20 protein-coding genes are annotated in these 20,221 nt (G+C 66.7%); 10 read left to right on the plus strand and 10 right to left on the minus strand.

Features of this window, described 5'->3' with window-relative positions:
- Window positions 1–117: 117 nt before the first annotated feature.
- From amt to gcvA, 4 genes are all read right to left on the minus strand, one after another.
- On the minus strand, window positions 118–1,473 hold the full coding sequence (amt, locus tag G5B40_RS10460) for an ammonium transporter (RefSeq protein ID WP_165098258.1): 1,356 nt from the start codon (window positions 1,471–1,473) through the stop codon (window positions 118–120).
- A 32-nt stretch (window positions 1,474–1,505) separates the two neighbouring features.
- Window positions 1,506–1,844, minus strand: a complete 339-nt coding sequence (locus G5B40_RS10465; RefSeq protein ID WP_165098261.1) for a P-II family nitrogen regulator — start codon at window positions 1,842–1,844, stop codon at window positions 1,506–1,508.
- Window positions 1,845–2,049: 205 nt separating this feature from the next.
- A complete protein-coding gene (locus G5B40_RS10470; RefSeq protein ID WP_165098265.1) occupies window positions 2,050–2,787 on the minus strand; it encodes a type 1 glutamine amidotransferase in 738 nt (245 codons plus the stop codon).
- Between the two features lie 67 nt (window positions 2,788–2,854).
- Window positions 2,855–3,796 carry a transcriptional regulator GcvA gene (gene gcvA, locus G5B40_RS10475; protein WP_165098268.1) on the minus strand — a complete coding sequence of 314 codons (942 nt, stop codon included), beginning with the start codon at window positions 3,794–3,796 and terminating at the stop codon, window positions 2,855–2,857.
- A gap of 103 nt (window positions 3,797–3,899) precedes the next feature.
- On the opposite strand from gcvA, the gene G5B40_RS10480 reads away from it, so the two are divergent.
- Window positions 3,900–4,067: an RSP_7527 family protein gene (locus G5B40_RS10480; RefSeq protein ID WP_165098270.1), complete on the plus strand. Its 168-nt coding sequence runs from the start codon at window positions 3,900–3,902 to the stop codon at window positions 4,065–4,067.
- Between the two features lie 103 nt (window positions 4,068–4,170).
- Here the strand turns inward: G5B40_RS10480 and phbB are convergent, their stop codons facing one another.
- The 3 genes from phbB to G5B40_RS10495 all read right to left on the minus strand — a co-directional run bounded on the left by phbB (window position 4,171) and on the right by G5B40_RS10495 (window position 7,506).
- Window positions 4,171–4,893, minus strand: coding sequence for a beta-ketoacyl-ACP reductase (gene phbB / locus G5B40_RS10485; protein ID WP_165098272.1), 723 nt, complete (start codon window positions 4,891–4,893; stop codon window positions 4,171–4,173).
- A gap of 104 nt (window positions 4,894–4,997) precedes the next feature.
- On the minus strand, window positions 4,998–6,173 hold the full coding sequence (locus G5B40_RS10490; protein WP_165098274.1) for an acetyl-CoA C-acetyltransferase: 1,176 nt from the start codon (window positions 6,171–6,173) through the stop codon (window positions 4,998–5,000).
- A 94-nt stretch (window positions 6,174–6,267) separates the two neighbouring features.
- A complete protein-coding gene (locus tag G5B40_RS10495; RefSeq protein WP_211907446.1) occupies window positions 6,268–7,506 on the minus strand; it encodes an alpha/beta fold hydrolase in 1,239 nt (412 codons plus the stop codon).
- A gap of 320 nt (window positions 7,507–7,826) precedes the next feature.
- Between G5B40_RS10495 and phaR the strand changes: the two genes are divergently transcribed.
- Window positions 7,827–8,447, plus strand: a complete 621-nt coding sequence (gene phaR / locus G5B40_RS10500) for a polyhydroxyalkanoate synthesis repressor PhaR (RefSeq protein ID WP_165098276.1) — start codon at window positions 7,827–7,829, stop codon at window positions 8,445–8,447.
- A gap of 25 nt (window positions 8,448–8,472) precedes the next feature.
- Here phaR and G5B40_RS10505 read toward each other — a convergent pair whose 3' ends face one another.
- Entirely contained in the window at window positions 8,473–9,771 is a 1,299-nt protein-coding gene (locus tag G5B40_RS10505; protein ID WP_165098278.1) for a GGDEF domain-containing phosphodiesterase, read from the minus strand.
- 83 nt (window positions 9,772–9,854) lie between these two features.
- Here G5B40_RS10505 and G5B40_RS10510 point away from each other — a divergent pair, with 83 nt between their 5' ends.
- The 4 genes from G5B40_RS10510 (at window position 9,855) to G5B40_RS10525 (ending at window position 12,454) form a co-directional block, all read left to right on the plus strand.
- Window positions 9,855–10,454, plus strand: a complete 600-nt coding sequence (locus G5B40_RS10510) for a DNA-3-methyladenine glycosylase I (protein WP_165098280.1) — start codon at window positions 9,855–9,857, stop codon at window positions 10,452–10,454.
- 174 nt (window positions 10,455–10,628) lie between these two features.
- Window positions 10,629–11,006 (plus strand): type 2 periplasmic-binding domain-containing protein, encoded by a 378-nt coding sequence (locus G5B40_RS10515; RefSeq protein ID WP_165098284.1) that lies wholly within the window; start codon window positions 10,629–10,631, stop codon window positions 11,004–11,006.
- Window positions 11,007–11,062: 56 nt separating this feature from the next.
- A complete protein-coding gene (locus G5B40_RS10520) occupies window positions 11,063–11,899 on the plus strand; it encodes a 4-hydroxythreonine-4-phosphate dehydrogenase PdxA (protein ID WP_425500081.1) in 837 nt (278 codons plus the stop codon).
- 255 nt (window positions 11,900–12,154) lie between these two features.
- The gene (locus G5B40_RS10525; protein WP_179961617.1) at window positions 12,155–12,454 is read left to right on the plus strand and encodes a DUF1127 domain-containing protein; all 300 of its coding nucleotides are present in this window, start codon (window positions 12,155–12,157) and stop codon (window positions 12,452–12,454) included.
- A 919-nt stretch (window positions 12,455–13,373) separates the two neighbouring features.
- Here the strand turns inward: G5B40_RS10525 and G5B40_RS21530 are convergent.
- Window positions 13,374–13,916 carry a pyridoxal-phosphate dependent enzyme gene (locus G5B40_RS21530; protein ID WP_425500082.1) on the minus strand — a complete coding sequence of 181 codons (543 nt, stop codon included), beginning with the start codon at window positions 13,914–13,916 and terminating at the stop codon, window positions 13,374–13,376.
- Between the two features lie 53 nt (window positions 13,917–13,969).
- Entirely contained in the window at window positions 13,970–15,955 is a 1,986-nt protein-coding gene (locus tag G5B40_RS10535; protein WP_165098290.1) for a hydantoinase/oxoprolinase family protein, read from the minus strand.
- A 229-nt stretch (window positions 15,956–16,184) separates the two neighbouring features.
- Here G5B40_RS10535 and G5B40_RS10540 point away from each other — a divergent pair, with 229 nt between their 5' ends.
- From G5B40_RS10540 to G5B40_RS10555, 4 genes are all read left to right on the plus strand, one after another.
- Window positions 16,185–16,628, plus strand: a complete 444-nt coding sequence (locus tag G5B40_RS10540) for a YtoQ family protein (protein ID WP_165098292.1) — start codon at window positions 16,185–16,187, stop codon at window positions 16,626–16,628.
- A 144-nt stretch (window positions 16,629–16,772) separates the two neighbouring features.
- On the plus strand, window positions 16,773–17,975 hold the full coding sequence (gene pcaF / locus G5B40_RS10545) for a 3-oxoadipyl-CoA thiolase (protein WP_165098294.1): 1,203 nt from the start codon (window positions 16,773–16,775) through the stop codon (window positions 17,973–17,975).
- Between the two features lie 418 nt (window positions 17,976–18,393).
- Window positions 18,394–19,452, plus strand: coding sequence for a TRAP transporter substrate-binding protein (locus G5B40_RS10550; protein WP_165098296.1), 1,059 nt, complete (start codon window positions 18,394–18,396; stop codon window positions 19,450–19,452).
- 105 nt (window positions 19,453–19,557) lie between these two features.
- Window positions 19,558–20,220 (plus strand): TRAP transporter small permease subunit, encoded by a 663-nt coding sequence (locus G5B40_RS10555; protein WP_165098298.1) that lies wholly within the window; start codon window positions 19,558–19,560, stop codon window positions 20,218–20,220.
- The last annotated feature ends 1 nt before the right edge of the window (window position 20,221 follow it).

Genomic DNA, 20,221 nt, shown 5'->3' on the forward strand with positions numbered 1-20,221 from the left:
CGTCGCCAAGGGCCCGTCGGCGCGCGAGGGTCGGCCCCCCCAAAGAAAAACCCGGGCCGAAGCCCGGGTTGAGTGAGGACGGCGCGCCATGGCGCCGTCCCGAGGATCGAATGACGATCAGCTGATCTGCGAGCCTTGGCCGAACTCGGGATAGGCCTCCATGCCGAGCTCGGACATGTCGAGCCCGTTGACCTCGTCCTCCTCGCTGACGCGGATGCCCATAGACAGCTTCAGGATGTACCAGACCACGCCGGAAACGCCGAAGACAAAGACGCCGACGACGATGATCGAAATCAGCTGCGTCACGATCGAGGCGTCGGAATTGGTCAGCACGACCGCGACGGTGCCCCAGATCCCGGCGCAGAGATGCACCGGGATGGCGCCGACGACATCGTCGATCTTCAGCTTGTCGAGGAAAGGCACCGCGATGACCACGATCACCCCGCCGACGGCGCCGATCAGCGTCGCCGCGCCAAGGCTCGGCGTCAGCGGCTCCGCCGTGATCGAGACAAGCCCGGCGAGGGCGCCGTTCAGCAACATCGTGAGGTCGACCTTCTTGTACACCACCTGCGTCAGGATCAGCGCCGCAATCGCACCGCCGGCCGCCGCCGTGTTGGTGTTGGCGAAAATCCGGCTGATATCGGCGACGTTGCCGGCCGAGTTCATGTAGAGTTGCGAGCCGCCGTTGAAGCCGAACCAGCCGAGCCAGAGGATGAATGTGCCGAGCGTCGCCAGGGTGAGATTCGAGCCCGGCATCGGATTGACCCGGCCGTCCTTGTACTTGCCGAGTCTCGGCCCGAGGATCAGCGCGCCGGCGAGAGCGGCCCAGCCGCCGACCGAATGCACGACCGTGGAGCCGGCGAAATCCAGGAAACCCATTGAGTCGAGGAAACCGCCACCCCATTTCCACGACGCCTGTATCGGGTAGATCAGGGCGGTGAGAACGATGATGAAGGCGAGGAAGGGCCAGAGCTTGATGCGCTCCGCCAGCGCTCCGGAGACGATCGACGCGGTGGTGGCGCAGAACATCAGCTGGAAGAAGAAATCCGAACCGACCGACGCGTAACTCAGATCGGTTTCGGTCCCGGCGAGACCGACCGGCTCCAATGCCGCCATCGAGAACGCGCCGAGATAACCGGCGATGCTCCATCCCTCGCCCGGATACATCAGGTGATAACCGATCACATAATAAGCGATCGCAGCGAAGGCGAAGAGCGCAATGTTCTTGGTGAGCTGCATCGTGACGTTCTTGGTGCGCACCAGCCCGGCTTCGAGCATCGAGAACCCGGCGGCCATGAACATGACCAGAAAACCGGCCACCAGGAACATGAACGTGGTGAAGATATAGCCGATCTCGCCGGCGACGGGTGGATTGGCCGCGACATCGGAGGCCTCGTGCGCAAGCGCCGGCGCGGTGAACGCCGCGAGACCGAGCGCGGCGCCGAGGCCGGCGCGATTGAGAGTTCTGGTCATATGTCTCTTGTTCCCTGCATGTTTGTCGCGCATCAGAGCGCTTCCTCGCCCTGCTCACCCGTCCGGACGCGCAAGGCCTGTTCGATATCCCAGACGAAGATCTTGCCGTCGCCGATCTTGCCGGTGCGGGCGGTCCGGCTGATCGCGTCGACGATCTTCTCGACTTCGCCATCGGGCGCGGCGACCTCAAGCCGGATCTTCGGCACGAAATTCACCACGTACTCGGCGCCGCGATAGATCTCAGTATGACCGCTCTGACGGCCATATCCTTTCACCTCGGAGACCATGAGTCCCTGAACGCCGATGGCGGTCAGAGCTTCTCTCACCTCTTCGAGCTTGAATGGTTTCAGAACTGCTGTGACGAGCTTCATGTCATCCCTCTCATCCGCGCGCCCACGAGGGGCGCGCTCCCGGCAAGAGCGATGCAAATGACGTGCCAAATTTTCGTGCGTCAGGCGGAAATAAAATTATTAAGCGATTTCAACAATATGATTGGGTCGGATCGCAACAGCCGCAGGATGAACCTCGGCGGACCCGTGAACGATGATTAAAATTTGGGCTAAATATTCATTTCGATTAATTTTTGTGCAGCTTCAGAAAATCGAAGAACCAGCGCGCCGCCCAGTCTCCGTCGAGCGCCGGCGGCGCATCAGGCGAAAGCCGCGCGAGCGCGGCGTCCGAAAGCTCGTCAGGGAAGCCTCCGCCGCGCCGCGACGCGATGAGGTCGCGCATGAAATCGACGGTGAACTCCGGGTGCGGCTGTATCGAGATGGCGTAGGGGCGCTCGGGGTCACCATAGAGGAGGGCGGCGTTCGCGCAGAACTCCGACGTTGCGGCGCGGGTCGCATCCGGCGGCGCCATCGTCACCTGATCCTGATGCACCGCGGGGATCAGAAGACGCGCCGGCGCGTCGCGCATCCAGCCCGGCCGCGCGACGACATCATACTCTTTTGGGCCAAGACTCCATCCTCCGGCGAACTTTTCCGCCCGTCCGCCCAGCGCCTCGGCCATGATCTGATGGCCGAAGCAGACGCCGATCATTGGCGCGCCGCCGGCGGCGGCTTCACGGATGAAATCCTTCAGGCGCGGAATCCAGGGATGGTCTTCGTAGACGCCATGCTTCGAGCCTGAGATGATCCAACCGTCGACGACATCGACGCCGGGCGGAAATCCGCCATCTACGACCCGCCAGCCCTCGATCTCGATCGCCGGATCGGCGCGGCGCATCAGCGCGCCGAATACCCGGTCGTACTCGCCGTAAGTCGCCGTCAGATCTTCGGGCAGGAGCCCGGTCTGCAATACACCGATCTTCATGCTGTCCACTCCCATCCGTCAGCGCCAGAGGTAATCCGGAGAGCGCAGCGGGGGAAGAGCGAAGAGATCAGTCTATCCGCACGATACGCATGCCTTCGCCCGGCGCGCTTTCGTCGGACAACTCGTCGCGGAGCCAGTCCAGCAGCGCGACGTATTCGGGTCGCGTCTCCATGCCTGCAGGACAGACAAAGTTAAAATGCGCGCCGGTGTCGATGGCGATATCGAAGGGCGCGACAAGCCGACCGGAGCGCAGGTCCGTCGTCGCCAGGCTCAGCCGGCCAAGCGCGACGCCGCCACCCGCCGCCGCCGCTTCCAGCGCCTGGTCAGCGTTGGAGAATTTCGGGCCGCGGCGCCAATCCATCTCGACGCCAGCCACCTTCAGCCAGTCGCCCCAGTTCGGCGGCTTCTGCATCAGCGCGAGGCTCTCGTCATGGACCAGCGGCGCGCCAATCAGGTCGGACGGATTCTTGAGCCGCGCCGCCAGCGCCGGCGCGCAAACCGGACTCATCAGTTCGTGCACCATTGTTTCGACGTAGCAGCCAGGCTCTTCGTTATGTCTGGTGAAACGGATGGCGGCGTCCACCTCGTCACGGTTGAAATCCAGCTTCTTGAGCGACGCGACGAGTCGGACTTCGATATCCGGTCGCCGCTCGACGAAGCGATAGATCCGCGGCGCCAGCCATTTCGCGGTGAAAGCCGGCCCGGCGGTGAGAACCAGCCCGCGTCCGTCTCGCATACGGTTGACGTTCCTGACCGCCGCCTTCAACGCCTCGAACCCGTCCGCGACGCCGGGCGCGAGCAGTCGTCCCGCCTCGGTCAGTTCGACCGCGCGATTGAGCCGGCGAAACAGTTGCACGCCGAGGTCGGTTTCAAGATTCTTTATTTGGTAGGAAAGCGCGGCCGGGGTCACATAAAGCTCCTCCGCCGCCCTGGCGAAGCTCATGTGGCGCGCGGCGGCGTCGAACGCCCGGAGCGCGGTGAGCGGCGGCAGACGGTCAGTTAAGGCCATCTTAATCGGACCTCGCGAGGAACTAGTTTGTTGCGCTGCAACGTAATGACTAACTGAAAAATCAGCAAGCGGCTCTGTCCGTAGGGTTTCTAGGAGATCGAAGATGCAACCCGAAATCGTTCGCGACTACGACCTCGCGGTTTATCTGAACCGCGGCCGGCGGCTTCGTTCCGCCGCGGTGAAAGACGGCTTCACCATGATCGCGCGGGGCGTGCGCAGGCTCTTTACGGGCCGTCGCCAGTCGGCGCCGCGCGTCTACCCCGCCGAATAGCGCGCCGGCGCTTACGCCCCGGCGAGCTTTCGATACATGAAAAGGGCGGCGCCCGCCGGCGCCGCCCTTCGCTATCTTGAACTACTGACCTTCGGTCTCCGCCTCAGGTCAGATACTGCCCGCCATTTGCGGTCAGCGTCGCACCGGTGATGAAGCCGGCGTCATCGGAAGCGAGGAAAGCGACGCAGCGGGCGATATCCTCCGGCTCGCCCAGACGGCCGACCGGGATCTGCGCGATGATGCTGTCGCGGACCTTTTCCGGCACCGCCATCACCATGTCGGTGGCGACATAACCCGGACAGATCGCGTTGACGGTGACGCCCTTGAAGGCGCCTTCCTGAGCGAGCGCCTTGGTGAAGCCCAGATCCCCGGCCTTGGCGGCGGAATAGTTCGCCTGGCCCATCTGCCCCTTCTGCCCGTTGATCGAGGAAATGTTGACGATCCGGCCGAAACCGCGCTCGCGCATCCCGATCCAGACCTGGTGGGTCATGTTGAAAAGGCCATTGAGATTGGTGCCGATCACCGCGTCCCACTGATCCTTGGTCATCTTGTGGAACATGCCGTCGCGCGTAATGCCGGCGTTGTTCACCAGCACGTCAACCGCGCCGAGCGCCGCCTCGACTTCGGCGACACCCGCCTTGCAGGCGTCATAATCGGCGACCGACCATTTGAAGGTTCTGATCCCGGTCTTGTCGGTGAAGGCCTTCGCGGCCTCGTCATTGCCGGCGTAGTTGGCGGCGACCGTATAGCCCTCCGCCGTCAGCTTCTCCGAAATCGCCGCGCCGATGCCGCGTGTGCCGCCAGTGACCAGTGCAACCCGTGCCATTCGCTATCTCCAATTCCGTTGTTATATCCTTTCGTATCGCGGAGCGCCCGCGAACGAAAGTTACTTTTAAATGGCGCCGCCCTGATCGGGCGGCGCGCCGGGGTTCAGCCGCGTTCGACGCACATCGCGACGCCCATGCCGCCGCCGATGCAAAGCGTGGCGAGGCCCTTTTTCGCGTCGCGCCGCTTCATCTCGAAGAGGAGCGTGTTCAGGATCCGCGCGCCCGAGGCGCCGATCGGGTGGCCAATGGCGATGGCGCCGCCGTTCACATTCACGATCGACGGGTCCCAGCCCATGTCCTTGTTCACCGCGCAGGCCTGCGCCGCGAAGGCTTCGTTCGCCTCGACGAGGTCGAGATCCTCGGCCTTCCAACCCGCCTTTTCCAGCGCTTTGCGGGAGGCGAAGATCGGCCCGGCGCCCATGATCGACGGGTCGAGGCCGACCGTGGCGTAGCTCACGATCCGCGCCAGCGGCTCGATGCCGCGCTTTTCAGCCGCGTCCGCCGTCATCAGAACGGTCGCCGCCGCGCCGTCATTGAGACCCGAGGCGTTGGCGGCTGTCACCGTGCCGTCCTTGGTGAAGGCCGGCCGGAGCTTCTGCATCGCCTCCATGGTCGCACCGTGACGGATATACTCGTCGTTCTCCACCACCGTCTCGGCCTTGCGGGTCTTGATCTTCACCGGCGCGATCTCGTCCTTGAACCTGCCGGCCTTCTGCGCCACTTCCGCCTTGTTCTGGCTGGCGACGGCGAACGCGTCCTGCGCGTCGCGGCTGATCTGCCATTTCTCGGCGACATTCTCGGCGGTCTGGCCCATATGGTAGCCGTTGAACGCGTCCCAGAGCCCGTCCTTTATCATCGTGTCGATGAACTTGACGTCGCCCATCTTCGTGCCGGCGCGCATATGCGCGGCGTGCGGGCTGAGGCTCATGCTCTCCTGCCCGCCGGCGACGACGATGTCGGCGTCGCCCAACGCAACATGCTGCGCGCCGATGGCGACGGCGCGCAGGCCCGAGCCGCAGACCTGGTTGATCGACCAGGCCGCGCTCTCGATCGGCAGACCGGCGTTGATATGCGCCTGGCGCGCCGGGTTCTGGCCCTGGCCGGCGGTCAGCACCTGGCCGAGGATGGTTTCTGAAACGTCCTTGGCGTCCAAGCCGGCGCGCTCCAGCGCGGCCTTGATGGCGATGGCGCCGAGATCATGCGCCGGCGTGTTCGCGAATGCGCCGTTGAATGAACCGACGGGCGTGCGCGCGGCGGCGGCGATGACGACATTGGTCATGGAACGATCCTCTTGGCTCTGCGGTTTTGCGGCGCGCGGCGGCGCGAGGCCGTCAGCCGCCAATCTATGCTGCAACGCAGCGCATACCGCAGACTCAGGCGGAAAGAAAGTCCGCCAATGGCCGCCACAGCGCGGCGCGCGCGCCGCGCCCGACGATCATGCCGACATGGCCGGAAGCCGGCCGAATGATCCGCACGTCGCCAAGCGCCGCCGCGACCGCTTCGGTCGCCGCCGGCGGCGTGATCCGGTCCTGACGCGCCGCCGCGACCAGCACCGGCGCGCGCACCGCTTCCGGCCGCACAGGCTCGCCGGCGACGCGCCAGCGCCCGCGCATCGTGGCGTTCTCCAGATGCCAGTCGATCAGCGCCTCGCGCGTGGCGGGACCGGACAGCGGCGGCCCGGCGTTCAGCCAGTCCTCGATCAGCACGAATCGCCGCGCCTCGGCCCCCTTCTGGTCAAGCTTGGCGAAACGGCGGAACTTGCGCGCGGCGAGACCGGGATCCAGCTGCGCGAAGACCGCCTGAAGCACTGTGACCGGGGTCGCGCCGAACGCGCCGGCGACCCCTTCGATCATCCGTTCGAGCGTCGCTCGATCGCCGGTTGCGCCGAGCGCGGCGAGCGCGCCGCGCATCGGAGTCATATGCGCGAAATCCCAGGGCGCGCCGATCAACGCGAGGCGCGAAACCGCGCCGGCTCGCATCCCGGCCAGCGCAACCGCCAGCGCGCCCCCCATGCAATAGCCGGTCAGGGCGATGCGCCCGCCGAACGCTTCATGCGCCGCGTCGAAAGCCGGCAGCAACCGCCGCTCGACGTAATCGGAAAGTCCGAATCCCCGCTCCTCCGCTTCCGGCGCGCCCCAGTCCAGGAGGAGCGGACGGAGCCCTGCGCCGGCGAGATGGCTCATCAGCGACGCCCCCTCGTCGAGATCGAGAATATGATGCCGGTTGATCAGCGAGGGCGCGACGAGCACCGGTCGTCCGCCCTCGGGCCCGAAATCCAGCAGCCGCGCCGCGCCGCGCCGCCAGATCGCCGGAGGATCGGGCAGCGTCCGGACGATCGGGCTTGCCTGATAAAGTCGAAGACCGCGCAGCATCGCGCTCAGCCGGTCCGCCCCTTCAAGCCGGAGCGCGAGCCCCATTCCCACGCCCGGCGCCGCGGCGACTTCCCGCGCCAGCGCGGCCTCCTCGGGCGTCGGCGCGATCGCCCAAGGGAAGCGGGGCTGATCCGCCACCGGCGCCAGGCGCGCGCCCGATTCGAAAATCTCCGCCGCCGATTGAAGATGCTGGATCAACGGCGCCGGGACCCCGCGCCTGTCGGGCGGGACGCCGTTCACGGCGTCTCCGCTCGACCCACGCCCACGTCGCCCATCGCGGGCGGTTTGTCGGAGGGGCCGCGGCGCGCATGCTCGGAGACCTGCCGCTCCCACAGGTCGAGGAATGCGGCGGCGCGCCGGCGCGCGCTCGCGCCCGGCCAGCCCGTTGGCCGCCCGCCGCCACTTTCATCGTCTTGATCGCAAGTCATGAAAGAAGACTATCGGCGCGGCGCGCGAGCGTCCATCATCGCAGATCGTCAATTGCGGCGTTGCGGCAAATTGAGGTTGCGGCGCGATGCGGCGCGGGAATATGCTGAAATCGCATGTGAAGGGAGCAATCCATGGCGGCGGCGAAAGACGCGGCGTCGAACGGCGCGGGTGGGGACGACCCGGTTGTCATCAAGAAATATGCGAACCGGCGGCTCTATAACACCGCGCGCAGCAGTTACGTGACGCTCGATCATCTCGCCGCGATGGTGCGCGAAGGGCAGGACTTCATCGTCCGCGACGCGAAATCCGGCGACGACATCACGCGTTCGGTGCTGACCCAGATCATCTTCGAAGAGGAGACGAAGGGCGCGTCCATGCTGCCGACGAATTTCCTCAGACGGATCATCAGTCTTTACGGGGATTCGCTGCAAAGCGTGGTGCCGGGATATCTAGAGGCGTCGATGGAGACCTTCACCCGCAATCAGGAGCAGATGCGCGAACATGCGACCCGGCTCTTCGGGGCCGCTCCGGCGATCGAGAAGTTCGAGGCGATGACCCGCCAGAACATGGAGCTTTTCAGCCAGGCGATGCGGATGTTCTCGCCTTTCCCGCAGGAGATAGGCGGCGCCCGCAAGGCGGAGCCCGGGGAAGACAGCGCGCCATCGTCGAGCGCGTCGGGAGAACTCGGCGCGCTGAAGGATCAGCTGGCGCAGATGCAGGCCCAGCTCGACAAGCTGGCGCGAAAGTCCTGAGCCGCGGCACGTTCCGGCGCGCCCCTCAGCCCGCCACCCCGCGCCCCGCGTGATCCTCATCCGACCAGACGAGGGCCGGCCTGCCGAAAAAGAAGCCCTGAAACCCGTCGACGCCGAGCGCGCGCAAAGCGCGCGCCTCGGCCGCCGTTTCGACGAATTCGGCGATCACCATCATATCGAACTGCCGGGCGATGCCGACCAGCGCGGAAACCAGCATCTGGTTGTCGGCCGAGGCGTCGATGCCGCGGATGAAGCCGCCGTCGATCTTCACCATATCGAAGCGGAAGTCGCGAAGATGCCGGAACGACGTGCGCCCGGCTCCGAAATCGTCGAGCGCCAGCGCCGCGCCATGAGCGCGAATCAGCGAGAAAAGCCCGATCGCCGCCCCAGCGCGCGCGATCGCGGCCTCCTCCGTCACTTCGACGATCAGGCGCGCCGCGCAGTTCGGCTGCGCGGCGGCGAGCCTGGCGAAAGCGTCCGGCCAGCGTCGCCTTGTGATCGCCGCGCCGGAAAGATTGACTGAAATGCGGAGCCCGGGGTCCTTCGCCAATTCATCGAACGCGAGCCGGAGCGCGGCCACGTCCGCCTCCTCTGTCATGCCAAGCCGCTCCAGTTGCGGCATGAAGCGGTCCGCCGGGATGGCGGCGCCGTCCAGTCCGGTGACGCGGATCAACGCTTCGCGAAACATCAGCCGGCCGGAGGCGTCGGCGTTGACAACCGGCTGCAGGGCGATCGAGGCGCAACCGGCGCGGATCAGGTCGAGCGCGCGACGCGCCCGGCCGAGTTCGTCGCGCTCCGCCGCCGGGTCGAAGAGTGCGAGCTCGATTTCACGGCCGCCGCTCGCGGCGCGGTCGAGCGCGCCGAGCGCCGCGGCGATCAGCGTCTCACCCGCGCCCGGCGCCAGCGCCGGAGTCCAGGCGGCGCCGAGCCGCGGATCGACCGCAGGGCCATCGGGCGCCGCCGCCATCGCGTCGGCGAGGGCGCGCGCCAGCGCCTGCGCCGCCTCCGGCGTCTGCGCCGGCGCGAGCACCACGATTTTCGCGCCGGAAAGCCGGGCGACCAGCGCCCCTTCAGGGGCCACGGAAAGCACGCGCGCGGCCGCACCCTCGACCAGCCGATCCCCGGACGCGTGACCGTAGATCCGGTTGACCGCGGAAAGCGCGCCCATACTCGCGACGAGAAGCGCGGAGGGCGCCTTGACCCATGACAGACGCCGCGTCAGCGCGTCCCGCTCCATGATCGCCGACGGCGCCCCGCCTGCGCTTTCGATCGCGCGTTCGCGCTTGCGTTCGCCGCCTGCATCCATCGCCAGCACCCTGCCCATCCCCGTTCCCTTTCGAGAGGATTTCCGAATCGACTCTAAATGTTCTATTAATGTTCTAACATGTGATGAAGAGGAATTGGTTAATGCCTGATCTTTCCGCGAGCGACGCGACCAACCGCTGCCCCTGGTGCGGAACCGACCCGCTCTACGTCGCCTATCACGACGAAGAATGGGGCGTGCCGGAGCGCGACGGGCGGGCGCTTTTCGAGAAACTGATCCTGGACGGGTTCCAGGCCGGCCTCTCCTGGTTCACCATTCTGAAAAAGCGCCCGGCCTTCCGGACCGCCTTCGACGGGTTCGAGCCGGAGCGGATCGCGCGCTATGGCGAAGCGGATGTCGCGCGCTTGCTGGCCGATTCCGGCATTGTCCGACATCGCGGCAAGATCGAAGCGACGATCGACGGCGCCCGCGCCTGGATCGAGATCGGCGGTGCGGACGCGTTCGAACATTTCCTCTGGGATTTCACCGGTGGCGCGCCGATCGTCAACCGGTTCGAAACAGCAGCGGAAGTGCCGGCCGAGACCCCGCTCAGCCGCGAAGTGTCGAAAGCGCTGAAATCACGCGGCTTCCGTTTTTGCGGCCCGACAATCGTCTACGCCTTCATGCAGGCGGTCGGCATGGTGAACGATCATCTCACCGGCTGCCCCCGCCACGCCGCCGTCGGCGGAGCGCGCCGACCGTAAAAGGGGGATGCGCGTCGCCATGGCGCACACATGAAATATCCTCGTCATGGGTTCGCCGCGGACGATGTTTAGCGGAGCGTGAAGCCGAGACCATGGGGGTCCGGCGCCCCGGCCCGCACAGGCTTGCGGGAAAGCGCGGAGGTGTGGTCTTCTGGGCTCGTGCGGCCCTTAGGGTTGCGTCCGGCGACCGACGCCGCCGTCAGCTACAACACGTCCCGGACGCGCTCGAACGTATTGTCGATATGTTCTTCAAGCACCGTGGCGAGGGCTTCGCCGTCGCGCCGTCCCAGCGCCGTGGCCATCCGCTCATGTTCAGCCATCGGCGAGACGCGCTTCGCCGAAGATCTCGCCAGCTGCATCGAAGAGCGCGCCGAAGGACGCGTGCAGCTCGACGTGTTCCCGAACTCGCAATTGGGCAACCTCTCGAAGATGCTCGACGGCGTGCGGGTCGGCGCCATCCAGATGGCGCACCACGACTTCTCGACGCTCTATCGGTTCTATGATGACACCGCCGTCTTCAACGCGCCATACGCATTTCGGAGCGCCAATTAGGCCTTGCGCGCGACCGCGCATGAAAGCGCAGCAGGTCGATCCAGCTCTGGAGCGCCATGCTGACGGGTATGGGCGCCATCCCGGCGCCGGTCGGGATATCCGAGATCGTGCCGGCGCTGATGACCGGGCTTGTCGAAGGACAGGAGAACCCGCTCAACAACATCATCGCCCGCAAGAAGTACGAGGCGAACAAGTACCTGATGATGACGGGACATATGGAGAGCGTGCTCGCCGTCTTCGTGAACGAGGGCGCGTGGGAGGCGGTCCCGGTCCACGACCGGGCGATCATCGAGGCGCGCATCGTCGATGCGATCCGCCTGACCCACATGGCGAGGGAGGCGCCGGGCGTCATGAACCCGCGGATCGGCGTCGCCGCGCTCAATCCACACGCCGGCGATAGCAGGAATTTCGGCCCCAAGGATGACGCCATCATCGCCCCCGCGGCGGAGACCGCCGCGAAAAGGCGGTCCAACGTCGTCGGGGCCGTTCCCGCCGACACGATCCATGTGCGAGCCTTGACGGGTGAGTTCGACGCGGTGCTCACGATGTATCGCGATCAAACTCATTGGATTCGATCGTGGAGTCACGCCGATCGGCGGTTTCCCGTTCTGGATAGCGTCGCCGGCGCATGGCACGGCCCAGGATACCGCCGGTCAGGGAATCGCCAAGGCGGGCGCGACGATGAAGGCCCTGCAGCTCGCCGCGCGCCGCACACCTCCGGCGGGCCGCTGCTTTCGGAGCGCCCACAGCCGCATTCGCGCCATTCGCGCGGCGGCTCCATGCGATGCGCCGCGGCTCGAGGCGATGAACATCGGCCCTTCCTGCGCAAAAGGTCGCACTGGACGCCGGGTCCGTTGAACGCCGCTGCCGCACTGACCAGATTCAAGCCATGACGATGTTCAGCCTTCACAGGAGGTTCCTGCTTTCCGCGGGAATATTACTGAACCGCCGGTAGCCCCGGGCCGGACGTGCGCCTGTCCGCCACCTGTCCGCGCGCCGGGGTCTGCAAATCTCTCATCACCGGATGACAACGACGGGAGCGTTCGCGCCGCGCGGTTCGCGCTGTTCGGAAATCCGCATCCCGCCGTGTCCCGAGCCTTGTGGCCGGCGTCGTCCCAGTGGAGGCGTCCCTGGAACCGGAGGATGACATGTCCATCTACCTGACAAGACGAATGATTGACCCGTCCACGCCGCGAAGCGCGGCGGACCCTGAGCGCGGTCTGTTGAGCCGCTTGCGTCACGCGGCTGCGCGGCGACGGCGGCGACGCCGGACGCTCGCCACGTTACATGGCCTCGACGACAGAATGCTCGCCGATATCGGCCTGCGCCGGAGCGACATTCCCGACCTGGTCGAAGCCCTCAACTCGCGCGAACTCTCGCTGGCGCCGCTAACGCCGGCGCCGCGCGCGGAGCACGGCGACCTTCATGCATTTCCGCAGGGGGCCTGAGCGCCGCCAAAGCCTGTAACGGTCCCGGCGACGATAAACGCGAACAGATCGGAAGGAGCCGAACAAAGATGTTCCGCAATGCTGAATACGAACCACGGTTTCCCGCAGCTTTCGATGCGGCGCAGCTTTCCCTCGCGTCGAGGCGGGCCCGTGGCCCGGGCGCGTCCTGCATCGCGCGCTGGGAGGATGACGGCGGCCGAACCGCCGACGAGCCCGCGCCAGGGCGGCACCCGGCGCGGAGGCGACCCGGCGCCGTGGCCGCGCCCGTATGACCCGGAGCGCGGTTCCGGCCGACGCCCTGATGCGGGCGCGGCTCTACGCGCTCTCCGGGCCCTCTGACGCTATGATCATGCAGGGCGCCCCCGGATCGAAGGGCAGCGCGGGGGTCGCGGCGCAGCCCGCTGCGCCGCTGGGCGTTGTCGCGCCCCCCCCGCCGCCAGTAGGTCCACCGCCTCGGCTGCCGCATGATCGCTGATGGCGATGAATATGTCGGCGACGCGCCTGAGCGCTTCATACGCGAGCAGGGAAGCGTCCTTGCAGTCGGGACGCCCCATGTTCGACGCCGGAGCCCAGCCCCGGATGAGCCGCCCGGCCCGCGCGCTTTCAATGAGGCAGGGCGCGGCTTCGGGCTCGACGACGACGATCTCGGCTGCTCGGCCCATCGGGCGCGGATATGCGCCGCCACCGCGGCGGCCAGACCGCCGACGCCAGCCTGATGCAGCACATGCGTGGGCCAGCGCCCTTGATCCGCGAAGAAACCGCCGCATTCCTCAGCGAAATCCGAGCAACCCTCCATCACCAAGGTCGGCGCCGAGACATACCCTTCCCACGATCCGTCCGCGAGAAGCAGCCAACCGTTCGCCGCGGCGAGGCGCGCCGCTTCCGGCGACGCTGTCCTCGTATGAGCCGGCGAAGCGGATCACCTCTCCGCCGCTCCTGACGATGCGATCCGCGAAGGTTTCCAGAACGCCAGACGTGACGACGATTTTCGAGCGCGACGAGAAAATCCTCGCGCCGGCGCAACGGAGAGACCGTGATTGCCGGCGCTCGCGGTTGTGAACACGGTCTTCGCCGCGAACCCGAGGGCAGCAGGCGAGGTCACGTCCGCGACGCCCGCACGATCGAGAATGATCCGCGCGACTGCAAAGGCGCCGCCCAGCGCCTTGAAACTGCCGAGACCCATTCGCGCGGTTTCGTCCTTGACCAAAAGCGCGGAGACGCCCGACTCCCGCGCGAGCCGAGGGCTCCCGCAAAGTGGGCTCGCTTCATAGGCGGGGCATGAACTCAAAAGCGCGAGCGGTCGCTCGGCGGCGCTTCGGACTCCCCTGTCCGGCCTGTCGTCGCGTCTTTGACTATCGAAGAGCAACAAATGCGCAGCATGCATGCAAACGGCGCTCCTTGCGGTCAAGAAAAGCCCCGCGCTGGAAACATATTCCGCGAAAACCTTTCGCAATTCCGCCATGCGCCGCGCGCTGATCCGGAGAGATGCGCTCCGGGTCCGGCCGTGCTCAGCCTTCAGAATCGCGGCCGCCCGCTCGCCACGGCCGTCACCCGCGCCTCAACCAGCGTCTCGCGCGCCTCGACCGAAGCGCGCTTCTCATCCCACGCGACGCGCACTTCCGGCGTTTCCGCCCCGGCCGCCTCCGCCCGTTTCAGCGCCTCCTCGCGCGCCCGAGTTTCGGCCAGCGCCTTCGCTTCCGCCAGTGTCTCCATCTGCACCGGCGCGCCGCCCGCCATCACTTCGAAGCGATCGCCGTCGGGTGAGAGGATCAGCGCCTCCGCCTTCGCCTCCACCCGTCCGACGACGGCGCCGACCGCGTTGGCGACGTCGGCGTCTTCGGGGATCACAGCCTCCGCGCCGGCGATCCGGGCGACCATCGGATAATAGACCGGGGCGGAGGCGCCAAGTCCGATCAGAGGAGCGTTCAGCGCCAGCGCAGGCGCGGCGAACCCCCGCCGCCCGTCGAGCGCGGCGGCGGCCAGCGGGCGCTTCGCCATCCCCTCCGCCTCGAACCCGTCCTCGCCGAGCGCGGCCTCAAGCGCCAGTTCCGCCGAGCGCCGGGCCAGCGCGTCCACGACGCGCCGCGCAAGCGCCGGTCCATCGGCGGCCAGCTTCTCGCCGTCGTTACCCTTCTGGCGGGCGAGAAGCGTCGCCGCCTTCGCCGCCGCCTCGCCGTCCCATTCGCCATGAAGCCCGAGCACATGCGCGGCATCGGTCGGGGTGAAGGCGGCGCGCCTGAGATAGCCCGCGCCGATCAGCCTCCTCAACGCGAGGCGGCCGCGCGAGTCGAGCGAGAGCGACTCCACCGCCGCGCCGACGCCGACTTCACCAATGATGTCCGCCGCCCGTCCCTCCAGCGTGTCGAGCCCGGCGCGCCGGGCGCCAGGCATGACGAAAACCCCGTCATGCGTTTCGGCCCGGGTTCGCGCCAGTTGCCGGTCAAGCACTTCATGCGCCGCCGGCCGCTCCATCGCATAGAGACTGATTGGCGCCGCGCGGCGCGGGCCGAGCGCAAGCTCCGCCACCAGCCCGTCCGGCGCGATCGTAACCTCGCTGTCACCGCCTAGCCCGTGCGTGCGCATCGCCACCGCCTCGACCATCGTCAGCCAGCCGCCGACGCGCGCGCCTTCGGGCGCGAGCCGCGGGCGCCCGCCCTCGAGCACCGCGATATCGGTGGTGGTGCCGCCGATATCGGCGACGACGGCGCGCGCACGCCCGGTCAGATGCGCGGCGCCGACAAGGCTGGCGGCGGGGCCGGAAAGGATCGTCTCGATCGGGCGGGCGCGGGCCACCGCCGCGCTCATCAACGCGCCATCGCCCTTGACCACCATCACCGGCGCCCTGATTCCGCGCTCCGCGAGCCGCGCCTCCGTCCCTTCGATCAACCGGTGAATCATGCCGACGAGGCGTGCGTTCAGGAGCGTCGTCAGCGCCCGGCGCGGGCCGCCGAGCCGCGCCGATAGCTCGTGGCTGCAAGTGACAGGCAGCCCGGTCTCCGCCGCAATGATCTCACGCGCCCGCGCCTCATGCTCCGGGTTGCGGACCGCGAAAACGCCGGCAACCGCGAATCCCGTCACGCCGCCCGCCGCCGCCCCGACCGCGCTCCTGAGCCCCGCCACATCCAGCGCCGCCGCTTCCGCGCCATCGCTCCGATGACCGCCAGCGACGATGATCGACGGGTCCGTCCCGAGCGCGGCCTTCAATCCGGCGCGCGCAAGGTCGGCTTCCTGAAACCCGATCAGCACCAGCGCCGCGGGGTCGCCATGCCCCTCAACAAGCGCGTTCGTGGCGAGTGTGGTGGAGATCGAGATCAGCGCGACGGCGCCCGGCGCGACATCCGCCGCCGCCAGGGCCGCGTCCACCGCCGCCGCGACGCCGGCGCCGAGATCCTGATGCGTGGTCAACGCCTTGGCCTTGCCAAGAATTTCTTGCGCCGCCTCGTCATAAACCACCGCGTCCGTGAAGGTGCCGCCCGTGTCCACGCCCAGAAGGATCGCCATTCCCCGCCCTTTCCACCCGCACATCCGCGTCATGTCCGGTATACGAGCGCGCGGCGCGGGATCAATGGCGTGTCGCCAACGTGCGCCTGACGGATGCGCACGGGCGACAATCAGCCGCTCGACGCCGCGCCGTCAACACGGATCCCCTCTTCCCCTTTACCCCGCCGCCGCCAGCGCAGAGAAAGGGTCGGAGACATCTTCGTGCTGACGGGAAACAAGGAGAGTTCGGATGGAGCTGAACGTGTATCTGGCCGGCGAAATTCACACCGATTGGCGTGACGCGATCATCGCGGCCTGCGGCGGGCTTGGGATCGAATGGTCCGGTCCGGTGACCGATCACGCCGCCTCGGACGATTGCGGGGTGGAGATTTTCGGGGCGGAGGCGAACAAGTTCTGGCATGACCGCAAAGGCGCGCTCCTGAACGCGGTCCGCACCCGAACGGCGCTTGAGCGCTGCGACGTGCTGGTTGTCTGCTTCGGCGAGAAATACAAGCAATGGAACGCCGCGTTCGACGCCGGCTACGCGGCGGCGCTCGGCAAGCCGATCATCGTTCTCCACGCGCCTGAGCACGATCATGCGCTGAAGGAGGTGGACGCCGCCGCCAACGCCGTGGCGCGGACGCCCGATGAGGTGGCGCGCGCGCTCCGCTACGTCACCGCCGCGAAGCTCTGACCACGGCGCGGGCGGCGGGCGCTCAGCGCCGGCCCGCGCGACGGCATCGCCAATTCCCGCGCGGGCGTTTACCCTGCCGGCGTTAACGGCGAGAAAGGCGTCCGGCGCGGCGCGCGCCGGCGGCGTCAACCGGAGGAACACAGGATGAACGAAGCATTTCTCTGCGAAGGTGTGCGCACTCCGATCGGCCGCTATGGCGGCGCGCTCTCCGCCGTGCGTCCCGACGATCTCGCCGCCCACGTGATCCGCGCGCTGATGACCCGCGTTCCCGATCTTCCCGGCGACGCCATCGACGACGTGATCCTCGGCGGCGCGAATCAAGCCGGTGAGGACAATCGCAATGTCGCGCGCATGGCCGCGCTGCTCGCGGGCCTGCCGCAAAGCGTGCCCGGCGCGACGATCAACCGTCTTTGCGGCTCGGGGCTCAACGCCGTCGGCGCCGCGGCGCAGGCGATCCGCACAGGCGAGGCGGAAGTGATCCTCGCCGGGGGGGTCGAGAGCATGTCGCGCGCGCCCTATGTCCAGTCGAAACCGACCGCGGCCTTCGACCGCGGAGTCGAGCTTCACGACACCACCATCGGCTGGCGCTTCGTCAACAAACGGATGAAATCCGAATACGGTGTCGATTCGATGCCGGAGACCGCGGAGAACGTCGCCGAAGAGTTTCAGGTAAGCCGCGCCGATCAGGACGCCTTCGCGTTCCGCTCGCAGACCCGCGCGCTGAGAGCCCGTGAAAACGGTCGTTTCGCGAAAGAAATCGCCCCCGTTCCGGTCCCGCAAAGGAAGGGCGACCCGATCCTCGTCGAGCATGACGAGCATCCGCGGGCCACGACGCCGGAGAAGCTCGCCGCCCTGCCGACCCCGTTCAGGGAGGGAGGCACGGTGACGGCGGGCAACGCCTCCGGCGTCAATGACGGCGCCGCGGCGCTGATCGTCGCCTCGGCGGCGGCGGTGGACAAATACGGGCTGACCCCCCTGTCGCGGATCACCGGCATGGCGGTCGCAGGCGTCGCGCCCCGGATCATGGGCATGGGTCCGGCCCCGGCCTCGGAAAAGCTGATGGCGCGGCTCGGCCTTTCCATCGGCGATATCGACATCGTCGAATTGAACGAGGCTTTCGCTGCGCAGGGTCTGGCGGTGATGCGTCAACTCGGCCTTCCCGACGACGCTGGTCATGTGAACCCGAATGGCGGCGCCATCGCGCTCGGCCATCCGCTCGGCATGTCCGGCGCCAGGCTCGCGCTCACCGCCGCCACCGAGCTGCGCGAGCAAGGCCTGAAGCGCGCGCTCTGCACCATGTGCATTGGCGTCGGTCAGGGCATCGCGCTGATGCTTGAGGCCGCCTGAGGCCGCTCGACAGACCAAGACCCAGCTTGTTCCGTCGGGTCATCGACGCGAGGGCGACCGAGCGTCCGCGCGCCGGAGCCTGAACCTCCGGAGCGCTACGGCGCAGGGAGTCCGGGGCGCGCCGCGCGGTCGACTCTCTGGCGCGCTCAATATGAAATCGCCGAGCGCGCGCCTTCGACGTGACGCGGGCGGTGGACTCGTTCTTCCTCCGAAAGTGCGTGTTGCACCGCCCTATCCGTGCTGCAGGGCCGTCGATTTCGGCTGTTTCGCCTGTTTTTGAGGCGCCTGAGACGATTTCTCTGTCGCAGAACCGATCGTTGATTGACAGGCTTAGCCTAAGATTGCTTAACCTGATGCGCTGAAAAAACTAGGGTGCGACGAAAGTACCCAGGCATTCGCACAACACGGGAGTAGACGCATGATACCGACATACCTGACGAAGTTCGGCACAGTCGCGGCGGCCGCCGCTCTGGCGGTCTCGCTGGCGCCAACGGACGCCGACGCGCAGGAGCGCGTGCGCTGGAAGCTGCACTCGGCCTATGGCACCAACCTCGCCGTTCTCGGCCCCGTCCCGGGCAGAATCGCCGAAATGGTGAGCAAGATGTCCGGCGGCAAATTCGACATCAAGGTGTTCGAGCCGGGCGCCCTCGTCGGCGGCAACGCCTATTACGACCCGGTCAGCCAGGGCGCTTTTGAGATCGCCTACGGCACGCCCGGGTATCATCAGGGTCGGGATTCCACCTACAACCTCTTCTCGTCCTGGCCATTCGGCCCCGGTGTCGGCGCATATCTCGCCTGGTTCAAACATGGCGGCGGCTACGAGCTCGCGCGCGAACTCTACGCCAAGGACAATATCAAGTTCTTCATGTGCGGCATGATCCCGCCGGAGACCTCGGGCTGGTTTCGCGACGAGATCACGAGCCTCGATCAGCTGAAGGGCCTGAAGATGCGGTTCTTCGGCATGGGCGCGCTGGTGATGCAGAAATTCGGCGTCTCGACGCAACTGCTCGCCGCCGGCGACATCTATCCGGCGCTGGAGCTCGGCACAATCGACGCGACGGAATTCTCGATGCCCGCCATCGACCGATCGCTCGGCTTCTACCAGATCGCAAAGTACAACTACTTCCCCGGCTGGCATCAGCAGGCCACGACCAACGAATTCCTGATCAACATGGACGCCTGGAACGCGCTGTCGCCCGAGTATCAGGCGATGTTCGAGACCGCTTGCGACGCCAATTTCACGGCCGAGTTCGCGGAAGGCGAAAACCTGCAGTATCAGGCGATGCTCGACAACGAAGCTGACGGCGTCGAGAACAAGACCTGGCCGCCGGAAATCCTCGACCAGCTTCGCGCCGCCTGGGACGAAGTGAACGCCGAGGAGATCGCCAAGAACCCCTTGTACGCCAAGGTCTGGGAAAGCTGGGCCACCTTCGAAGAGAAGTACAGGGTCTGGGGCGACCGCGGCTACCTCAAGTAGGCCGCATCATCGATACCTGACGCCGACGCCGGAGCGCTTCGCCGCTCCGGCGCCTAGACCGCCGCATCCCGATGCGGGCGATGGGGAATTGCGATGAACGGATTGATGAAAATCGCCGATGGACTCGACAGCATCGTGCGCCGGGTCGGATTGGGATGCGGATGGCTGATCATACCTCTGATCCTGATCATCGTGTTCGACGTTGTGACGCGGAAGCTGGACTATACTCGGCTGCTGTTCTCCGAGTTCACGCAGGTTTATGGCTACTCCGTCTCGACCATCCTGCAGGATTTCGAGTGGCACCTCCACGGCGTGATCCTTCTGATGAGCTTCGGCGTCGGCTACCTCGCCAACGCTCATGTCCGGGTCGACGTTTTTCGCGAGATGGCCTCGCGGCGGAAGCAGGGGTGGATGGAATTCTGGGGCCTTCTGCTGATGGGGGTCCCGTCGCTCCTGATCCTGATCTGGTATTCCTTCGACCTCTGGGCGATTTCGTTCAATCAGAACGAAGGCTCGGAATCCATGACGGGCGTGGGTCTTCGCTGGATCGTCAAGTTCTTTCTGCCCCTCGGTTTCATCTTCCTTCTCATGGCGGTCGTGGTCACGATGATCCGGCTGATCGCCTATCTGCGCGGTGATGAACAGGCGCAATACAAGGGACTCGACCGGCTTGAGATCTTCGCCGACGACCACGCCGCGCTCGAGGCCGCGCGCCTCGCCGCCGAAACGGCGTTGAAGGCGGAAGCCGAAAAGAACAAGGGGCCCTGAT

This window comes from Pikeienuella piscinae, from assembly GCF_011044155.1.
GTDB classification, from domain to species: Bacteria; Pseudomonadota; Alphaproteobacteria; order Rhodobacterales; family Rhodobacteraceae; genus Pikeienuella; species Pikeienuella piscinae.

Coding starts and splice junctions, on each gene's coding strand:
- G5B40_RS10550 (WP_165098296.1), top strand. CDS start 18,394: ATGATACCGACATACCTGACGAAGTTCGGCACAGTCGCGGCGGCCGCC.
- G5B40_RS10480 (WP_165098270.1), top strand. CDS start 3,900: ATGCAACCCGAAATCGTTCGCGACTACGACCTCGCGGTTTATCTGAAC.
- G5B40_RS10470 (WP_165098265.1), bottom strand. CDS start 2,787: ATGAAGATCGGTGTATTGCAGACCGGGCTCCTGCCCGAAGATCTGACG.
- G5B40_RS10490 (WP_165098274.1), bottom strand. CDS start 6,173: ATGACCAATGTCGTCATCGCCGCCGCCGCGCGCACGCCCGTCGGTTCA.
- G5B40_RS10505 (WP_165098278.1), bottom strand. CDS start 9,771: ATGGGCAGGGTGCTGGCGATGGATGCAGGCGGCGAACGCAAGCGCGAA.
- G5B40_RS10510 (WP_165098280.1), top strand. CDS start 9,855: ATGCCTGATCTTTCCGCGAGCGACGCGACCAACCGCTGCCCCTGGTGC.
- G5B40_RS10555 (WP_165098298.1), top strand. CDS start 19,558: ATGAAAATCGCCGATGGACTCGACAGCATCGTGCGCCGGGTCGGATTG.
- G5B40_RS10540 (WP_165098292.1), top strand. CDS start 16,185: ATGGAGCTGAACGTGTATCTGGCCGGCGAAATTCACACCGATTGGCGT.
- amt (WP_165098258.1), bottom strand. CDS start 1,473: ATGACCAGAACTCTCAATCGCGCCGGCCTCGGCGCCGCGCTCGGTCTC.
- G5B40_RS10535 (WP_165098290.1), bottom strand. CDS start 15,955: ATGGCGATCCTTCTGGGCGTGGACACGGGCGGCACCTTCACGGACGCG.
- G5B40_RS10465 (WP_165098261.1), bottom strand. CDS start 1,844: ATGAAGCTCGTCACAGCAGTTCTGAAACCATTCAAGCTCGAAGAGGTG.
- gcvA (WP_165098268.1), bottom strand. CDS start 3,796: ATGGCCTTAACTGACCGTCTGCCGCCGCTCACCGCGCTCCGGGCGTTC.
- pcaF (WP_165098294.1), top strand. CDS start 16,773: ATGAACGAAGCATTTCTCTGCGAAGGTGTGCGCACTCCGATCGGCCGC.
- G5B40_RS21530 (WP_425500082.1), bottom strand. CDS start 13,916: ATGGCGGAATTGCGAAAGGTTTTCGCGGAATATGTTTCCAGCGCGGGG.
- phaR (WP_165098276.1), top strand. CDS start 7,827: ATGGCGGCGGCGAAAGACGCGGCGTCGAACGGCGCGGGTGGGGACGAC.
- G5B40_RS10520 (WP_425500081.1), top strand. CDS start 11,063: ATGCTGACGGGTATGGGCGCCATCCCGGCGCCGGTCGGGATATCCGAG.
- G5B40_RS10525 (WP_179961617.1), top strand. CDS start 12,155: ATGTCCATCTACCTGACAAGACGAATGATTGACCCGTCCACGCCGCGA.
- phbB (WP_165098272.1), bottom strand. CDS start 4,893: ATGGCACGGGTTGCACTGGTCACTGGCGGCACACGCGGCATCGGCGCG.